Annotated in this window: 12 protein-coding genes and 1 riboswitch; of the genes, 8 read left to right on the top strand and 4 right to left on the bottom strand. The window is 71.9% G+C overall.

Annotation, left to right across the window (positions count from 1 at the left end):
- The first annotated feature begins 105 nt into the window (after positions 1 to 105).
- Together BC793_RS07085 and BC793_RS07080 are read left to right on the top strand one after the other, a co-directional pair.
- Positions 106 to 2,136 (top strand): APC family permease, encoded by a 2,031-nt coding sequence (locus BC793_RS07085; RefSeq protein ID WP_239169686.1) that lies wholly within the window; start codon positions 106 to 108, stop codon positions 2,134 to 2,136.
- Positions 2,133 to 3,449 (top strand): class I SAM-dependent RNA methyltransferase, encoded by a 1,317-nt coding sequence (locus tag BC793_RS07080; RefSeq protein WP_239169685.1) that lies wholly within the window; start codon positions 2,133 to 2,135, stop codon positions 3,447 to 3,449. The genes BC793_RS07085 and BC793_RS07080 overlap by 4 nt, the downstream gene beginning before the upstream one ends.
- Before the next feature lie 160 nt (positions 3,450 to 3,609).
- Here BC793_RS07080 and BC793_RS07075 read toward each other — a convergent pair whose 3' ends face one another.
- Complete coding sequence (locus BC793_RS07075) at positions 3,610 to 4,470, bottom strand: bifunctional 5,10-methylenetetrahydrofolate dehydrogenase/5,10-methenyltetrahydrofolate cyclohydrolase (protein ID WP_109590500.1); 861 nt, start codon at positions 4,468 to 4,470, stop codon at positions 3,610 to 3,612.
- A 13-nt stretch (positions 4,471 to 4,483) separates the two neighbouring features.
- A riboswitch (ZMP/ZTP riboswitch) is annotated at positions 4,484 to 4,565 on the bottom strand.
- A gap of 143 nt (positions 4,566 to 4,708) precedes the next feature.
- On the opposite strand from BC793_RS07075, the gene dxs reads away from it, so the two are divergent.
- From dxs to BC793_RS07045, 6 genes are read left to right on the top strand one after another with little or no spacing between them, the layout of a single operon-like run.
- Positions 4,709 to 6,619 carry a 1-deoxy-D-xylulose-5-phosphate synthase gene (gene dxs, locus BC793_RS07070; protein ID WP_109590498.1) on the top strand — a complete coding sequence of 637 codons (1,911 nt, stop codon included), beginning with the start codon at positions 4,709 to 4,711 and terminating at the stop codon, positions 6,617 to 6,619.
- 41 nt (positions 6,620 to 6,660) lie between these two features.
- Positions 6,661 to 7,977, top strand: a complete 1,317-nt coding sequence (locus BC793_RS07065) for an outer membrane protein assembly factor BamB family protein (protein WP_109590496.1) — start codon at positions 6,661 to 6,663, stop codon at positions 7,975 to 7,977.
- 20 nt (positions 7,978 to 7,997) lie between these two features.
- On the top strand, positions 7,998 to 9,353 hold the full coding sequence (locus BC793_RS07060; protein ID WP_109590494.1) for an outer membrane protein assembly factor BamB family protein: 1,356 nt from the start codon (positions 7,998 to 8,000) through the stop codon (positions 9,351 to 9,353).
- 30 nt (positions 9,354 to 9,383) lie between these two features.
- A complete protein-coding gene (locus BC793_RS07055; protein WP_109590492.1) occupies positions 9,384 to 10,715 on the top strand; it encodes a PQQ-binding-like beta-propeller repeat protein in 1,332 nt (443 codons plus the stop codon).
- A gap of 32 nt (positions 10,716 to 10,747) precedes the next feature.
- Positions 10,748 to 11,422: a response regulator transcription factor gene (locus tag BC793_RS07050; RefSeq protein ID WP_109591430.1), complete on the top strand. Its 675-nt coding sequence runs from the start codon at positions 10,748 to 10,750 to the stop codon at positions 11,420 to 11,422.
- Positions 11,419 to 12,636, top strand: a complete 1,218-nt coding sequence (locus BC793_RS07045; RefSeq protein WP_203896029.1) for a sensor histidine kinase — start codon at positions 11,419 to 11,421, stop codon at positions 12,634 to 12,636. Before BC793_RS07050 ends, BC793_RS07045 begins: the two co-directional genes overlap by 4 nt.
- Positions 12,637 to 12,655: 19 nt before the next feature.
- Here the strand turns inward: BC793_RS07045 and BC793_RS07040 are convergent, their stop codons facing one another.
- From BC793_RS07040 to BC793_RS07030, 3 genes are all read right to left on the bottom strand, one after another.
- Positions 12,656 to 13,480, bottom strand: a complete 825-nt coding sequence (locus BC793_RS07040) for a hypothetical protein (RefSeq protein WP_109590490.1) — start codon at positions 13,478 to 13,480, stop codon at positions 12,656 to 12,658.
- A gap of 131 nt (positions 13,481 to 13,611) precedes the next feature.
- The gene (locus BC793_RS07035; protein WP_109590488.1) at positions 13,612 to 15,672 is read right to left on the bottom strand and encodes a 3-hydroxyacyl-CoA dehydrogenase NAD-binding domain-containing protein; all 2,061 of its coding nucleotides are present in this window, start codon (positions 15,670 to 15,672) and stop codon (positions 13,612 to 13,614) included.
- On the bottom strand, positions 15,669 to 16,865 hold the full coding sequence (locus BC793_RS07030; RefSeq protein ID WP_109590486.1) for a thiolase family protein: 1,197 nt from the start codon (positions 16,863 to 16,865) through the stop codon (positions 15,669 to 15,671). Before BC793_RS07030 ends, BC793_RS07035 begins: the two co-directional genes overlap by 4 nt.
- Positions 16,866 to 16,952: the final 87 nt, after the last annotated feature.

The following is a 16,952-nucleotide window of genomic DNA, read 5'->3' as shown; positions in this document are numbered from 1 at the left end:
CCCTCCCGAATCTCTACGGACCAGTGTGAGCCTCCCATGCCCCGCACAGGGACGCTGTCCGGGGCGGGCCACGCGCCCGAAGGTCCGCCCGTACGCTTGGCACTCGTGGCGAGTACCACCTCTCTAGCCAAACGGCTGCTCCTGGGACGACCGTTCCGCTCGGACAAGCTTCAGCACACGCTGCTGCCCAAGCGGATCGCCCTTCCCGTCTTCGCGAGCGACGCGCTCTCCAGCGTGGCGTACGCACCCGACGAGATCCTGCTGACGCTCTCGATCGCCGGCGCGGCCGCGTACATGTATTCGCCCTGGGTGACCCTCGCCGTGGCAGTGGTCATGGTGACGGTGGTCGCCAGCTACCGGCAGAACGTGCACGCCTACCCGTCCGGCGGCGGCGACTACGAGGTGGCCACGGTCAACCTCGGGCCGAAGGCCGGGCTGGGGGTGGCCAGCGCGCTGCTCGTCGACTACATCCTCACGGTCGCGGTGTCGATCTCCTCCGGGGTGACGAACCTCGGCTCGGTGATCCCGTGGGTGGCCGAGCACAAGGTGATCATCGCGATGGCGGCGATCTTCCTGCTCAGCGCGCTCAACCTGCGGGGCCTGCGGGAGTCGGGGGTGGCCTTCGCCGTACCCACCTATCTGTTCATCCTGGTCATCGTCGGGATGATCGGCACCGGGCTGGTCCGGGTCTTCATCCTGGGCGACGATCTGCGGGCGCCCAGCGCGGACCTGACGATCGTGGCGGAGGAGGACCATCTCAGCCAGTTCGCCTTCGCCTTCCTGCTGTTGCGGACGTTCTCCTCGGGCTGTGCGGCGCTGACCGGTGTGGAGGCGATCTCCAACGGGGTGCCGGCCTTCAAGAAGCCGAAGAGCCGGAACGCGGCGACCACGCTGCTGCTGCTCGGTGGCCTGTCGATCGTGATGCTCTACGGCATCATCCTGCTGGCGCAGGCGACCCACCTGAAGTTCGTGGAGAACCCGACGCTCCAGATCATCGTGAACGATGCCTCCGAGGGGTACGTCCAGAAGACCGTCACCACCCAGCTGGCCGAGACCGTGTTCGGTGGCGGGTCGATCCTGCTCTACGTGGTCGGCGCGGTCACCGCCCTGATCCTCTTCCTGGCCGCGAACACCGCCTTCAACGGCTTCCCCGTGCTCGGCTCGATCCTCGCCCAGGACCGGTACCTGCCCCGCCAGCTGCACACCCGCGGCGACCGGCTGGCGTTCAGCAACGGCATCCTCTTCCTGGCGGTCGCCGCGATCGTGCTGATCGTGGCCTTCGAGGCCGAGGTCACCCGCCTGATTCAGCTCTACATCGTGGGTGTGTTCGTGTCGTTCACCCTGTCCCAGCTGGGCATGATCCGGCACTGGAACCGGCTGCTGCGCACCCAGCGGGACCCGCTGCGCCGGCGCCGGATGATCCGCTCCCGGGCGATCAACACGTTCGGCATGATCCTCACCGCCGCGGTCCTGATCGTCGTGCTGATCACCAAGTTCCTGCTGGGCGCGTGGATCGCGATCGCCGCCATGATCGTGATCTACACGCTGATGGTGGCCATCCACCGGCACTACACCCGGGTCGCCGAGGAGCTCCAGCCGACCGACGAGCGGCCCGTCCTGCCGTCCCGTAACCACGCGATCGTCCTGGTCAGCAAGGTGCACCAGCCGACTCTGCGGGCGCTCGCCTACGCGCAGGCGACCCGGCCGGACACCCTCACCGCGGTCACCGTGAACGTCGACGACAACGACACCCGCACCATCCAGGCCGAGTGGGAGCGCCGACAGTTGCCCGTACCGCTCACCGTGGTCGACTCGCCGTACCGGGAGATCACCAAACCGATCATCGACTACGTGAAGAACACCCGCCGGGCCTCGCCGCGCGACGTGGTCACCGTCTTCGTCCCGGAGTACGTGGTCGGCCGCTGGTGGGAGAACCTGCTGCACAACCAGAGCGCCCTGCGGATCAAGGGCCGGCTGCTCTTCGAACAGGGCGTCATGGTCGTCAGCGTGCCCTGGCAGCTGCGGTCCAGCCAGGACCGCAACCTCGACCGCCTCGACCGGGTGCTGAGCCAGGCCCCGGCCCGTGGCCCGCGTGCCCAGCCCGGAGACGAACCGGAGGACGGTGATCAATCGTGACCGTCGCCGACGACCGGCTGTCCGCCGGGGAACCGATCGAGGGCGACCGGGTCGAGGTCGTGGTGGGTGCGCCCGCGCACGGCGGCCACTGCGTCGCCCGGATCGGCGGGCCGCACGGCCGCGTCGTCTTCGTCCGCCACGCGCTGCCCGGCGAACGCGTCACCGCCGAGATCACCGAGATCCACCGCGGGTACCTGCGGGCCGACGCCGTGGAGATCCACGAGGCCTCCCCGGACCGGGTCACCCCGCCGTGCCCGCACGCCCGGCCCGGCGCCTGCGGCGGCTGCGATCTCCAGCACGCCTCCGGCGAGGCGCAGCTGCGGTGGAAGACCGAGGTGGTCCGGGAACAGCTCACCCGTCTGGCCGGCCTCGACCCCGATGACCTCGCGGTACGGGTGGAGGCGCTCCCGGCGGGCCCGGACCGGGCCGGCGCCGACGACCCGGAGCGGCTGCTCGGATGGCGCAGCCGGATCCGGTACGCGATCGACGCGGCCGGCCGTCCCGGGCTGCTCCAGCACCGCTCGCACCAGGTGGTGCCGATCGACCGGTGCCGGATCGCCCATCCCGCGATCCAGGACCTGGACGTGCTCGCCAACGACTGGCCCAACGTCGACGCCCTCCAGGCGGTCGCGTCCACCGGTGGCGACGTCACCGTGCTCGGCCGCCCGTCCGGATCATCCGGCACCGCACCCGGCGACGATCTCGCCGAGGCTCCGGAGGCCGGCCCGCTGTTCCGTCTCGCCGGCCCGGCCGAGGTGATCGAGTTGGCCGCCGGCCGTGCGTGGCGGATCCCGCCGCAAGGCTTCTGGCAGGTCCACCCGGCGGCCGCGGACACGCTCGTCGACGCGGTCCTGGAGATGCTGCAACCGGCCGCGGGGGAGACCGCCTGGGACCTCTACGGGGGCGCCGGCCTGTTCGCCGCGGCCGTCGCGGAACGCACCGGCGGCCGGGTCACCGTCGTCGAGTCGTCGCCGACCGGGGTGGCCGCGGCCCGCGCCAACCTGGCCGACCTCCCGCGTGCCGAGATCGTCGAGGCCCGGGTGGACGTCGCCCTGGCCCGGCGCCGGGTGACCGGTCCGGTCGACCTGGTGGTCCTCGACCCGCCGCGGGCCGGGGCGGGCGCCCGGGTGGTCCGGGCCCTGGCCGCCGCCCGGCCCCGTGCGATCGCCTACGTGGCGTGCGATCCGGCGGCGCTCGCCCGGGACCTGAAGACGTTCGGCTCGCTGGGCTGGCGCGTGGAGAGGCTGCGCGCCTTCGACTGCTTCCCGATGACCCAGCACGTCGAGTGCATCGCCCACCTGGTCCCGGCCTGACCGCCCGGACGGGCGGAATCCGAGCCGGTGGGCCGGTGGGCCGGGGGTGCGGTGGGCCGGGGGCCGGCACCTGCCCGGCCGGCGCGCGGCGACCGGGGGAGGCGGCGCCGCGGGACGGTCCCGGTGTGTCAGGGGGCCGCCCACGGCGTACCGGATGGGGTCAGGGGTTGGCTCTCTCGGCGGCGGCCACCGCGTTGCGGAAGAGCATCGCGACCGTCGTCGGGCCCACGCCGCCGACCCGCGGGGTGATGGCGCCGGCCACCTCGGCGCAGCTCTCCTCGACGTCGGGCAGGAGGCGGCGGCCCTCGTAGCGGACGCCGGCGCCGATCACCACCGAGCCGGGCTTGACGTGCTCGGGCTTGACGATGCCGGGGACGCCGACCGCGGCGATCAGGATGTCGGCGCGCTGGGCGTACCGCGGCCAGTCCTTGACGCCGGTGTGGACGACCGTGACGGCGGCGTTGGCGGTCGGGCGTTTCTGGGCGAGGAGCATGGCGAGCGGGCGGCCGAGGGTGGCACCGCGGCCGAGGATGACGACCTCGCGGCCGGACACCGGGATGCCGTGGTGGGCGAGGAGCGCCTCGATGCCGGCCGGGGTGCAGGGGAGCGGGCCGGGCAGGCCGACGGCGAGGCGGCCCATGTTGAGCGGGTGCATGCCGTCGACGTCCTTGTCGGGGTCGAGGGTCTGCAGAGCCGCGTCGTAGTCCAGGTGGCCGGGGATCGGGTACTGGATGAGGACGCCGTGCACACCCTTGTCGTCGTTGAGCTCGGCGATCACCCGGTGCAGGTCGGCCTGGGCGATGTCGCCGGGCAGGTGCTGGTGCGGGGATTCGAAGCCGAGCTCGGCGGCCTGTTTCTGCTTGATCCGGATGTAGCCCGCGGAGGCGTCGTCGTCGCCGACCAGGATGGTGGCGAGGCTGGGCCGGATGCCGCGGTCCTTCAGCTTGGCGACGCGGGCCTTGACGTCGTCGAGGACCGCCTCGGCGACGGGCGCGCCGGGCAGGAGACGAGCAGTGGACATGTGTGACTCCTCAGCCGGGAGCCCAGGCGGTCGACTCCCGTGACGAGCTCCCCGATGGTTCGACCATCCCTGTGCCGCCAGTCGCTGCGTGCCTTCCAGGATGCCGGACGGCTCCTCCCGCCGCCCACCCGGGGTGTGGCGGTACGCCGGTCGGAGGAGGTCCCAATTGTGTGGAGGAATGGTGACGGTCCGTTCGCTCAAGTCGCGTCCTCGCCTCACGCGGATAGACTCCAACCTCATGAGCGACTCCCCCTCGACCCCGGCCGGCCTGCTGTCCAGCATCACCAATCCGGGTGATCTGAAGCGACTGACCGCGGAGCAGCTGACCCTGCTCGCGGCGGAGATCCGTGACTTCCTCGTCGCCAAGGTCTCGCGGACCGGGGGCCACCTGGGGCCCAACCTCGGTGTGGTCGAGATGACCCTGGCCATGCACCGGGTCTTCGACTCCCCGCGCGACAAGATCCTCTTCGACACCGGTCACCAGTCGTATGTCCACAAGATCGTGACCGGCCGGCAGGACGGCTTCGACCTGCTGCGCCAGCGGGGCGGCCTGACCGGCTACCCGAGCCGGGCGGAGAGCGAGCACGACCTGATCGAGAACTCGCACGCCTCCACCGCCCTGTCCTACGCCGACGGGCTGGCCAAGGCGTTCGCGCTGCGCGGCGAGGACCGGCACGTGGTCGCGGTCGTCGGTGACGGCGCGCTGACCGGTGGCATGTGCTGGGAGGCGCTCAACAACATCGCGGCCACCAGGAACCGTCTGGTGATCGTGGTCAACGACAACGGCCGCTCCTACGCGCCGACCATCGGCGGTCTCGCCGACCACCTGTCCACGTTGCGCCTCAACCCGGGCTACGAGAAGGTGCTCGACCTGGTCAAGGACGCGCTGGGGCAGACCCCGCTGGTCGGCAAGCCGGTCTTCGAGGTGCTGCACGCGGTCAAGAAGGGCATCAAGGACGCGGTCAGCCCGCAGCCGATGTTCGAGGACCTCGGCCTGAAGTACATCGGCCCGGTCGACGGCCACGACCAGCAGGCCATGGAGTCGGCGCTGCGGCGGGCCAAGGGCTTCAACGCGCCGGTCATCGTGCACGCGGTGACCCGCAAGGGCTACGGCTACCGCCCCGCCGAGCAGGACGAGGCGGACTGTCTGCACGGCCCCGGCGCGTTCGACCCGCAGACCGGCGCGCTGACCGCCAAGCCGTCGCTGAAGTGGACGGCGGTCTTCGCCGAGGAGCTGGTCCGGATCGCCGACGAGCGGCTGGACGTGGTGGGCATCACCGCCGCGATGGCCGAGCCGACCGGGATCGCCGAGCTGGCCCGCAAATACCCGGAGCGCACCTACGACGTCGGCATCGCCGAGCAGCACGCGGCGACGTCCGCGGCCGGTCTGGCGATGGGCGGGCTGCACCCGGTCGTGGCGGTCTACGCCACCTTCCTCAACCGCGCCTTCGACCAGGTCCTGCTCGATGTCGCGATGCACCGTCTTCCGGTGACGTTCGTGCTGGACCGGGCCGGTATCACCGGGCCGGACGGGCCGAGCCACTACGGCATGTGGGACATGAGCGTCTTCGGGGTGGTCCCGGGGCTGCGGATCGCCGCCCCGCGGGACGCCGCGACGCTGCGGGAGGAGCTGCGCGAGGCGGTCGCGGTCGAGGACGGCCCGACCATCGTGCGCTTCCCGACCGGTTCGGTCGCGCCGGACACCCCGGCGATCCGCCGGGTCGGTCAGGTGGACGTGCTGCGCGAGGGCGAGCGGCCGGACATCCTGCTGGTCGCGGTGGGCTCGTTCGTGGGCCTCGCGCTGGAGGCCGCGGAGCGGATCACCGAGCAGGGGTATGGGGTGACGGTCGTCGACCCGCGCTGGGTGCGTCCCGTGCCGATCGAGCTGACCGGTCTGGCCGCCCAGCACCGGGCCGTCGTCACGCTGGAGGATGGCGTGCGGGCCGGCGGTGTCGGCGACGCGGTGGCGAGTGCCCTGCGTGACGCGGGCGTGTCCACCCCGCTGCGCGACTTCGGCGTTCCGGTGGGTTTCCACCCGCACGGCACCCGCGCCGAGATCCTCATCGAGCTCGGGCTCACCTCCCAGGATGTGGCCCGCGAGGTGACCGAGTTCGTGTCCCGTCTCGCGGAGCCTGAAGTCCGGGTCTGAGCCCCTGGGCATCTTCGTTACGGAAAAGTTACCGTTGGCGGATGGGTGCGGACACCGTCAGCGGGCCACTGGTCATCGACCTCGGCTACGACCGTGGTGAGCCGATCACGTACGACCGGCCGGGAGGGCGCGCACTGCCGTCCTGGCTGGTCCCGTCCGTGGTCGTGGCCATGATGCTCTTCGGCCTGACCGCCTCCGGCCCGCCGCCGCCCCCGCTGCTGTCGGCGCTGACCCGGGTCGAGCTCGGATCCGGCGACCCCTACCTGGTGACCGGGACCGGCCAGCTGATCGTCCAGTCGACCGGCCGGCTCACCTCCTACGACCTGGCGACCGGCGCCCCGCAGTGGCAGGTGAGCCAGCAGATCCCGGTCTACCGGCTGCGCTCCGGCGACGGGCTGCTGCTCCTGCGCCCGTGGGGTGCCGGCAGCACCGAGCCGGGCACCACCGCGGTCTCGCTGTCGACCGGCGCCCAGCACTGGCACAACACCCGCAGTGTGATCAGCTTCGAGGGCACCGGCCTGGTCTTCTCGGTCGAAGGGGTGCGCAGCCAGTCCTCCGGCACCGGCCGCCGTGTGGAACGGACCGTCGAGGCGCTCGACCCGGTCGCCGGGCGGGCCCGCTGGCGGGTCGAGGTGCCGTCGACCGCGGTGCTGCTCAGCGTGCCCGGCCCACCCGGCGAGACGGCCCGGATGCTGATGGTCCGCGACGACCTGACCGCCCAGCTGTACGACGGCCGGACCGGCGCCCTGCTCGCCGAGCGGAAGGTGCCCGCCGCCAACTACGACCCGGACAACCCGCTGGTGGCCGGGGAAGTCATCCTGCTGCGGCACCCGGGGCCCTCCGGTATCGAGCTGTCCGCGTTCGACCCGGCGACGCTGCGGCCGCTGTGGACCGGGGCGATCGGCAGCACCGGCGAGGTCCAGCCGTGCGGCGCGCTCGCCTGCCTGAGCGGCCTCGACGGGGTGCGGGCCATCGACCCGGCGACCGGTGACCTGCGCTGGCACCGGCCCGGCTGGCGGTCCATCGAGACGATCGGCGAGCGGCTGATCGCGTACGCCGACGGCCCCGGTTCACCGACCGCCCTGGTCGACCCGGAGACCGGCCGGGTGCTGGTCGACCTGACCGGCTGGCGGCCCCTCGGCGGCACCGCGGTGGGCGGGGAGGTGCTGGTCACCCGGGAGGTCGGGGCGGATCCGCGTACCATGGTCGCGGTCGCGGCCCCGCGCCAGTCCCGGCCGCGCGTACTCGCCGCGCTGCCCGCCGGTACCGGGGAGTGCCAGTCCGCCCCGGAGCGGCTGATCTGCCGGTCGATGTACGGCGAACTGGTCGTCTGGGCCTACCGGTCCGAGACGGCGTGACCGCTCAGGAAGGTTGTGGCGTGGCGCTGATCGAACTGGATCGGGACGCCCCGCCCGAGCGGCTCACCGGGCGCCGGACCCCGCCCCCGTGGCGCTACCGCCCGGTCGGCCTGGCGCTGGCCGTGCTCCTGCTGCTGGCCGTCGCCGGCGCGGCCCCGCCGGGCAGCACGTTCTGGCGCCCGCTCGGCCTGATCCCCACCGGCGCCGGTGCCGAGCTGTCGCTGCAGATGGCCGGTGGCCGGGTGTTCACCATCCCGACCGTGGGGCAGAGCCGCACCCTCACCGCCTGGGAGCCGCAGCCGTCCCCGCACCCGCTGTGGAGTGTCGAGGTGCCGGTCAGCGCCACCTACGACCCGGTCAACGGCATCTTCGGGGCGGTCCGGGTGCAGCGGGTCGGCGACCTGCTGCTGGTCGGCGCCGGACTATCCAGCACGGTCCTCGACCCGGAGACCGGGCGGATCCGGTGGACCACCCCGAACCGGATCACCCCGGTGGGCGACGGTCTCGCCGTGCTCGCCGACCGGATCTTCCGGCCCGGCACCCTCTACGACCAGGAGTCCGGCGACCCGGGGATGCTCTACTTCTCGTCCGACGGACAGCCGCACGTGGAGCCGCCGGTCCGTACCGAGGTGCGCGGCCTCGACCTGGCCACCGGCGCGGTGCTGTGGACGGCCGCTCCGGCCGGCTCGGTGACCGCCGAGGCGGCCGGCGGCGACGGCCCGGCCGCCGTCGTGATCACCGCCTCCGACCGGCTGAGCCTGCGCGACGCCCGGACCGGCGAGGTGCTGCGCGAGACCGAACTGCCCGAGGAGGCCGGTTCCGGGCCGGGCACCAGCGACGTGCTCGACGACGTGGCCCTGATCGGCTATCCGGACGCCGGGTTGCAGGCCGGCTACGACGTCCGGACCCTGCGCCGGCTCTGGACCCGCGATCTGCACACCGACGGCGAACCGGACAACTGCACGGGCCTGCTCTGCACCGGCGGTGACCGGGAGGTCCGGGTGCTGGACCGGCACACCGGGCAGGTCACCTGGTCGGCGCCGGCCACGGTCCAGCTGGCGTACCGGGCCGGGTCGGTGCTGATGAGCGGCCCCGAGGGCGACGGGCCGGAGCTGCTCGTCGATGCCGGGACCGGGATGCCGCGTGCCGACCTCACCGGCTGGACCGGCGAGGTGGAGGGCTTCGACGCGCACGCCGTGCTGCTGTGGCGGCACGAGGCGGGCGGCGGACGGGCGTTCGGGGCGGTGCTGCCCGGGTCGACGGAGGTCCGGTATCTCGGGGCCGCCGCCGGGCTGGGCGGGGACTGCGGCGGCGACGACCGGTACGTAGTCTGTCGGGACGTCCGGGGGCTGCGGGTATGGGCCTACCGGGTTTGAGACCGCTACACGTACACCTGGGGGCAGTCGTTGCGGAATGCCCTGATCGATCTCGGTGAGGTGGCCCCCGGTGGGCCGGGGGAGCCGGAGATCGCGCTGCCACGGCCGCCGCTGCCGTACCGCTGGATCCTCGGTCTTCTCACCGTCGTCCTGGTGGCGCTGCTCGGCGGCGGTGGGCCACCGCCGCAGCCCCGCCCCGGCCCGGTCGTGCTCCCGATCTCCCTGGGTGACCGCATCCAGGCCGAGGGGGACCGGCTCTACGTGGTCGGGGAGGCCGAGCCGATCGGCGCGGTGCAGCGCACCTATCTGATCCGGGCCTACCACCTGCCCGAGGTGACCATGCTGGCCGAATACCGGGTCACGGTGTCGGGGGACATCTACGCCATCGCCGGCCTCGACGACGACGTGCTGCTCCTCGGCTACAACGACGTCCAGACCTCCGTGCCCGGGCTGCTGGCGGCCCGGCCCGGTGGTGGCGAGCCGCTCTGGCGGCGGACGGCGAACATGTACGGCGTCTCCCCGGACCATGACCTGCTCCTGGTGCAGGAGGAGACCGCGCCGGGCCGGGCCGACAGCCGAACGGTGTGGCGGGCCCTCGACCCACGGACCGGGACGGTGCGCTGGTCGATCGAGCAGCCGCCCGGCGGCCACGTGACGATGTCGACCGGCTTCTACTGGACGGGCTACCCGAAGCTGATCTACACGGTGCGCGGCGACGGGCTGGCGGAGGCGCGCGACGGGCACACCGGCGCGGCCACCGCGACCGTCCGGCTCCCGCGGCCGCCCGGCGCGGACTTCGTGGCCTGGGCGACGGCCGACCTGCTGATGGCCGGGTACGGCAAGGACGAGACGATCGCCTACGACGAGGCGACCCTGACCGAGCGCTGGCGGCGTGCCGGCCCGGTGTTGCCCGAGGGCGGTTATCCGCAGGACTGCAAGCCGATGATCTGCCTGGTGGGGATCAACTTCCAGGAGGGCCTCACCATCCTCGACCCGGCCACCGGGCGTGACCTCTGGCACGCCGACGAGTACGACTCGACCGAGGTGATCGACGGCCGGGTGCTGGCCGCCCGCACCAGCCAGGCCGAGCCCGTCCTGGCCGTGCTGGAACCGCGGACCGGCCGGACCACCACGGTCGCCGGCTCCTGGACCAGCGGCGGGCCCGGACCCGAGCCCGGCACCGCCTGGGTCTACCGGCATCAGGCGGTCGGATACTCCCTCCGGTACGGGGTCCTCGACCTCGCCGAGGGCACCGTGCGCGTGCGCGGCCGGGCCGAGCGGATCGCCGGAGACTGCCAGTTCACGGCGCAGACCCTGATCTGCCGGCAGCTGGACTCGTCGATCGCGATCTGGCGCCTCTGACGTAGCCTGCACCTACGAGCATGGAGGTCGCGGTGCGGGTGCTGGTGGTGGAAGACGAGCGTGACATGGCCGACGCCATCGCGCGGGGGCTGCGCCGCAAGGGGATGGCGGTGGACGTCGCCTACGACGGCCTCCAGGGCCACGAGCTGGCGTATGTGACGCGGTACGACGTGGTCGTGCTCGACCGTGACCTGCCCGGCATGCACGGCGACGAGATCTGCGCGGCCCTCGTCGAGTCGGGTGCGCTGACCCGGGTGCTGATGCTGACCGCCAGCTCCTCGGTCGAGGACAAGGTGGAGGGCCTGGAGCTGGGCGCCGACGACTACCTGGCCAAGCCGTTCGACTTCAAGGAGCTGGTGGCCCGGGTGCAGGCGCTGGGCCGGCGGGCCACCCCGGTCGCGCCGCCGGTGCTGAGTGTCGGCAACCTGGTGCTGGACCAGTCGCGCCGGGTGGTGACCCGGGGCGGGGTGACGCTGGAGCTGACCAACAAGGAGTTCTGCGTCCTCGAGGAGCTGCTCAAGGCCAAGGGCGGGGTGGTCTCCAGCGAGGAGCTGCTGGAGCGGGTCTGGGATGCCAACACCGACCCGTTCACCACGACCGTCCGGGTCACCATCAACACGCTGCGCAAGAAGATCGGCGATCCACCGTTGATCGAGACCGTGGTGGGGGCTGGCTACCGGGTGCCCGAGCCGGTCGTGGCCTCGTGACGGTCTATCCCGGACTCCGCAGCCGCGGCCTCCGGTTCGACGTGCGGCCCACCCTGCGGTTGCGGCTGACCCTGCTCAACGGGATCCTGCTGGTCGGCGCCGGGGCGGTGCTGGTGCTGCTGGCCTGGCTGCTGGTCAGCGAGTCGCTGCATCCGGTCGACGAGTTGCAGCAGCGGTCGACCGTGACCCTCCAGGACGGGACCACCCGGGACGCGGGGAAGTGGCAGAGCGACATGGTCGCGCAGGCCTCCCGGGAGCTGCTGATCAAGGGGTTCAGCGCGCTGGCCGCGGTCGGCATCGTCGGGATCGCGCTGGCGTACGCGGTGACCGGCCGGGCTCTGCGCCCGCTGCGTGACGTCACCCAGACCGCGCAGCGGCTCGGCGAGGAGACGCTGGACCAGCGGATCCGCTACTCCGGATCGGACGGCGAGGTGGCCGAGCTGGCCCGGACGTTCGACGCGATGCTGGACCGGCTGGCAGCCGCCTTCGAGGCGCAGAAGAGATTCGTGGCGAACGCGTCGCACGAGCTGCGGACCCCGCTCGCGGTGATGCGAACCGAGATCGACGTCACGCTCAGTGACGACGAGGCGGATGTGGCCGAGTTCCGGCGGATGGCCAAGGTGGTCCGTAACGCCTCGGAACGGGCCAACGGGCTGGTCGACGCGCTGCTGGTGCTGGCCCGGTCGGAGGCCCAGTCCGGCCGCCGGCTGGTCCGTAAGGTGCCCGCCGACCTGTCGCTCAGCGTGCAGAACGCGCTGTCCGCGGTGAAGGCCGAGGCGGAGCGGCTGAAGCTGGAGGTCACCACGGACCTGTCGGCGGCTCCGGTGGTCGGTGACCCGAGCCTGCTGGACCGGCTCGCCGGCAATCTGATCGAGAACGCGATCCGCTACAACCACCTGCTCGGCCGGCTGTGGTTGCGCACCGAGTCGTCGGGTGGCCGGGCCCGCCTGATCGTCGGCAACACCGGGTACGAGGTGGAGCCCGCCGACGTGCCGGGCCTGTTCGAGCCGTTTCGCCGGGGCGGCTGGGAGCGGACCGGGTCGCGCGGCTCAGGGCTGGGACTGTCGATCGTGCGGGCGGTCTGCGACGCGCACGGCGGCACGGTCTCGGCGGTCGCCCAGGACGGCGGCGGCCTGGAGGTCACGGTGACCCTGCCGGCCGCCGACACCACGCCGGTGGTGGCGGCGTCGGCGAGCGTCCCCCGCACCCGGTGAGGGGAACGCCCACCTCCGCTCAGCTGGTCTTCTTGCTCTCGATCTCGGCGCGAACCTTGGGGAACTCGGCCTGCACGTCCGGGGCCTTCTTGAAGAACCACATGACCATGCCGACACTGCCCTCGTCCGCCCAGCCGCACACCGCGACGTCGATGCCGGAGACCGAGCTGGTGCCGCACTTCGCGACCCCGCCCAGCGTGCCCGTGTCGGCCTGGGTCAGCCCGCTGACCGGCGCGTCCTTGCCGAACGTCTCGAACGAGGCGTCGAGCTCCTTCTGCGGGCTCGCGATCACGGCCTTGGTGGCCAGGGCGGCGACCATGTCCTCCTCCTCCGGCGCGCCGTAGATGGCGCCGAACGAGCTCTGCGCCCCCGGGTACTCGGCGAGGCTCTTCTCCATGTCCGCGGTGATCGCGGCGAACTCCTGGCTCTCCAGCTTCGGCCGGCCGCCGAGCGTCGACGGCTCGGTGATGGTGACCGCCGCCGCGTCGTCGACCGCGTTCTTGCCGACCAGGTAGAGCGCGGTGAAACCGCCGATGCAGAGGACCGCGACGATACCCAGCGAGATCAGCACGATCGGCAGGACCCGCGACTTGCGCTTCGGCGGGAACGGGGCCGGCGGGTACCCACCCGGGCCGGGGCCGAACCCGGGCGGCGGAGGCGCGCCGAACTGCGGCTGCTGGCCGTACGGCGGCTGCTCCTGACCGTACTGGGGCTGGCCGTACTGCGGCGGCTGCGGGGGCTGCTGGCCGTACTGCGGGGGCTGATGCGGCTGGCCGTACTGCGGGGGCTGAGGCGGCGGGTATTCGGAAGGGTTCGGCTCACCGGGGTGAGGAGGGTACGTCATCGATGCTCCAGAACTTGAGATGTCGGAGGATCCTACCGACGAACCGGCGGGGGAGATGACCGCTGACCGGGTGAAAACGAGTGCCCCCGCACCTCAGTGGGCGCGGGGGCACTCGTTGTGCACCATGTGAATCAGGAGCGGACGTTCGCCACCCCGTCGGCCAGGAACCGCTTGCCGGTGACCTTCTCCGCGGTGCCGCTGCGGTCCAGGTACGGCGTGACGCCACCCAGGTGGAACGGGTAACCGGCGCCGAGGATCATGCACAGGTCGATGTCCTGTGCCTCCGCGACCACGCCCTCGTCGAGCATGATCCGGATCTCCTCGGCCAGGCCGTCGAGCGCCTTCTGGCGTACCTCGTCGGCGGTCAGCGGGGCGTCGCCGACCTGGAGAAGCGCCACCACCTCGGGGTTGATCTCCTTGTCCACCATGACCGGCAGCTTGGAGTCGACGATCCGCTTGAGGTTCGGCGAGTCCACGTACCGGTCCGGGAACGCGGCGTGCAGCGTCTCGCCCACGTGGTACGCCACGGCCGGGCCGACCAGCTGGAGCAGGGCGATCGGGCGCATCGGCAGGCCCAGCGGGTCCATCGCCACGTTCACCACGTCCAGCGGGGTGCCCGCGTCGACGGCCTGGAAGATCTCGCTGGTGACCCGGGTGAGCAGCCGGTTGACCACGAACGCCGGGGCGTCCTTGACCAGCACCGACGACTTCTTCAGGGTCTTGCCGACCTCGAACGCGGTGGCCAGCGTGGCGTCGTCGGTCTTCTCGCCCCGGATGATCTCCAGGAGCGGCAGGACCGCGACCGGGTTGAAGAAGTGGAAGCCGACCAGCCGCTCCGGGTGCTCCAGATCGGCCGCCATCTCGGTGATCGACAGCGAGCTGGTGTTGGTCGCGAGGATCGCCTCGGGCTTGACGATCTTCTCGAACTCGGCCCAGATCTGCTTCTTGAGGTCGAGGTTCTCGAAGACCGCCTCGATCACGAAGTCGGCGTCGGCGAAGACGGACTTGTCGACCGAGCCGCTGACGAGCTGGCGCAGCTTGGCGGCGGTGCCCTCGTCCATCCGGCGCTTGGCGACCAGCTTGTCGATCTCGGCGTGCACGTAGCCCACGCCCTTGTCGACCCGCTCCTGGTCGAGGTCGGTCAGCACGACCGGCACCTGGAGGCGGCGCAGGAACAGCAGGGCCAGCTGTGAGGCCATCAGGCCGGCGCCGATGATGCCGACCTTGGTGACCTTGCGGGCCAGCGACTTGTCCGGCACGCCGACCGGGCGCTTGGCCCGGCGCTGCACCAGGTCGAACGAGTACAGGCTGGCCCGCGACTCGTCACCGAGGATGAGGTCGGCGAGGGCCTCGGTCTCGGCCGCGGTGCCATCCTCGAAGGAGGCGGTCTTGGCGAGGGCCAGCAGTTCGACGGCTTTGTTGGCGGCCGGGACGGCGCCGTGCAGCTTCTCGTCCAGCATCGCCTTGACGAACTCCAGGACGCCGTCCCAGTCCTTGCGCTCGACCTCCGGGCGCTCCACGGTGACGTCGCCCTTGACCACACCGGCGGCCCAGGCCAGCGAGTCCTCCAGGAAGTCGGCGGCCTCGAAGAGGGCGTCGGCGACACCCATCTCCTTGGCCTGCTTCGGCCGCAGCTGCTTCTGGGTCAGCGGGTTCTGCAGGATGACCGTGGCGGCGTTGACGATGCCGATCAGGTTCGGCAGGATCTGCGAGCCGCCCCAGCCGGGGATCAGGCCGATCGCGACCTCGGGCAGCGCCAGCGCGGCCGCGCCGGTGGAGACGGTCCGGTAGTGGCAGTGCAGCGCCACCTCGAGGCCGCCGCCCATCGCCGCGCCGTTGACGAACGCGAAGGTCGGGATCGTGGAGGACCGGAGGCGCGCGAAGACCCGGTGGCCCAGCTCGCCGAGCGCGACGGCCTGCTCGCGGGAGTTGATCAGCGGCATGCCGGTGATGTCGGCGCCCACACAGAAGATGTACGGCTTACCGGTGATCGCGATGAACGCCGGCTCCGCCGCGGTGGCCGTGGTGATCGCCTCGTCCAGCGACTTCAGGCCGCCCGGCCCGAAGCTGTTCGGCTTCTTGTAGTCGAAGCCGTTGTCGAGGGTGATCAGCGCCGCCGGCTTGTCCAGCCCCGGTACCGCGACCAGGCGGACGATCGCCTTGGTGACTACCTCGTTCGGGTTCTCGATCACTTGGCCGCGCCTTCCCAGTACGGGTTCTCCCAGATGGTGGTGCCACCCATGCCGATGCCGATGCACATGGCGTTGATGCCGTAGCGGACGTCGGGGCGCTCGGCGAACTGCCGGGCGAGCTGCGTCATCAGGCGGATCGCCGAGGACGCGAGCGGGTGGCCGATGGCGATCGCGCCGCCCCACGGGTTGACCCGCGGGTCGTCGTCGGCGATGCCGTAGTGGTCCAGGAAGGCCAGCACCTGCACCGCGAAGGCCTCGTTCAGCTCGAACAGGCCGATGTCGTCGATGGTGAGACCGGCCTTCTTCAGCGCCTTCTCGGTCGACGGGATCGGGCCGTAACCCATGATCTCCGGCTCGACGCCGACGAACGCGTAGGACACCAGCCGCATGGCGACCGGCAGGCCCAGCTCCCGGGCGGTGGCCTCGTCGGCCAGGATCGCCGCGGTGGCACCGTCGTTCAGGCCGGCCGCGTTACCGGCGGTGACCCGGCCGTGCGGGCGGAACGGGGTCTTCAGGGTGGCCAGCTTCTCCAGCGACGTCTGGCGCGGGGCCTCGTCGACGGTGGCCAGACCCCAGCCCAGCTCGGCGCTGCGGATCGCGACCGGCACCAGGTCCGGCTGGATCTTGCCGTCGGCGTACGCCTTGGCGGTCTTGATCTGGCTGTTGAGGCCGTAGGCGTCGGCCCGCTCCTTGGTGATGTGCGGGAGCCGGTCGTGCAGGTTCTCCGCGGTCGAGCCCATCACCAGGGCGGACGGGTCGACCAGTTTCTCGGCGAGGATCCGCGGGTTGGGGTCGACGCCCTCACCCATCGGGTGCCGGCCCATGTGCTCGACGCCACCGGCGATGGCGATGTCGTACGCGCCCATCGCGATACCGCCGGCGACATTGGTCACGGCGGTCATGGCGCCCGCGCACATCCGGTCGACGGAGTAGCCGGGTGTGGTCTTCGGCAGTCCGGAGAGCAGGGCGGCGGTCCGGCCGAGGGTCAGGCCCTGATCGCCGATCTGGGTGGTGGCCGCGATCGCGACCTCCTCCACCCGCTCGGGCGGGAGGTTGGGATTCCGCTTGAGCAGTTCGCGCATGCAGCGGATCACCAGGTCGTCGGCGCGGGTCTCGGCATACATGCCGCCCGCCTTGCCGAACGGGGTGCGGACGCCGTCGACGAAGACGACCTCGCGTACTTCACGGGGCACAGCAAGCCTCCTTGCGGGCGTGAACCCAAATGTGTCGGCAATGCTACTCGCCAGTAACTAGTAGCGGCCAGGGGCACCGAGAAAAGG

Origin of the sequence: Actinoplanes xinjiangensis (assembly GCF_003148685.1) — a bacterium.
GTDB lineage: Bacteria > Actinomycetota > Actinomycetes > Mycobacteriales > Micromonosporaceae > Actinoplanes > Actinoplanes xinjiangensis.
The sequence above is the reverse complement of the archived record's forward strand: the minus strand, read 5'-3'. Positions and strand labels throughout refer to the sequence as shown.

Excerpts from the sequence above, each read along its gene's own strand:
- BC793_RS07075 (WP_109590500.1), bottom strand. The coding sequence starts at position 4,470 with ATGTCCACTGCTCGTCTCCTGCCCGGCGCGCCCGTCGCCGAGGCGGTC.
- dxs (WP_109590498.1), top strand. The coding sequence starts at position 4,709 with ATGAGCGACTCCCCCTCGACCCCGGCCGGCCTGCTGTCCAGCATCACC.
- BC793_RS07065 (WP_109590496.1), top strand. The coding sequence starts at position 6,661 with ATGGGTGCGGACACCGTCAGCGGGCCACTGGTCATCGACCTCGGCTAC.
- BC793_RS07040 (WP_109590490.1), bottom strand. The coding sequence starts at position 13,480 with ATGACGTACCCTCCTCACCCCGGTGAGCCGAACCCTTCCGAATACCCG.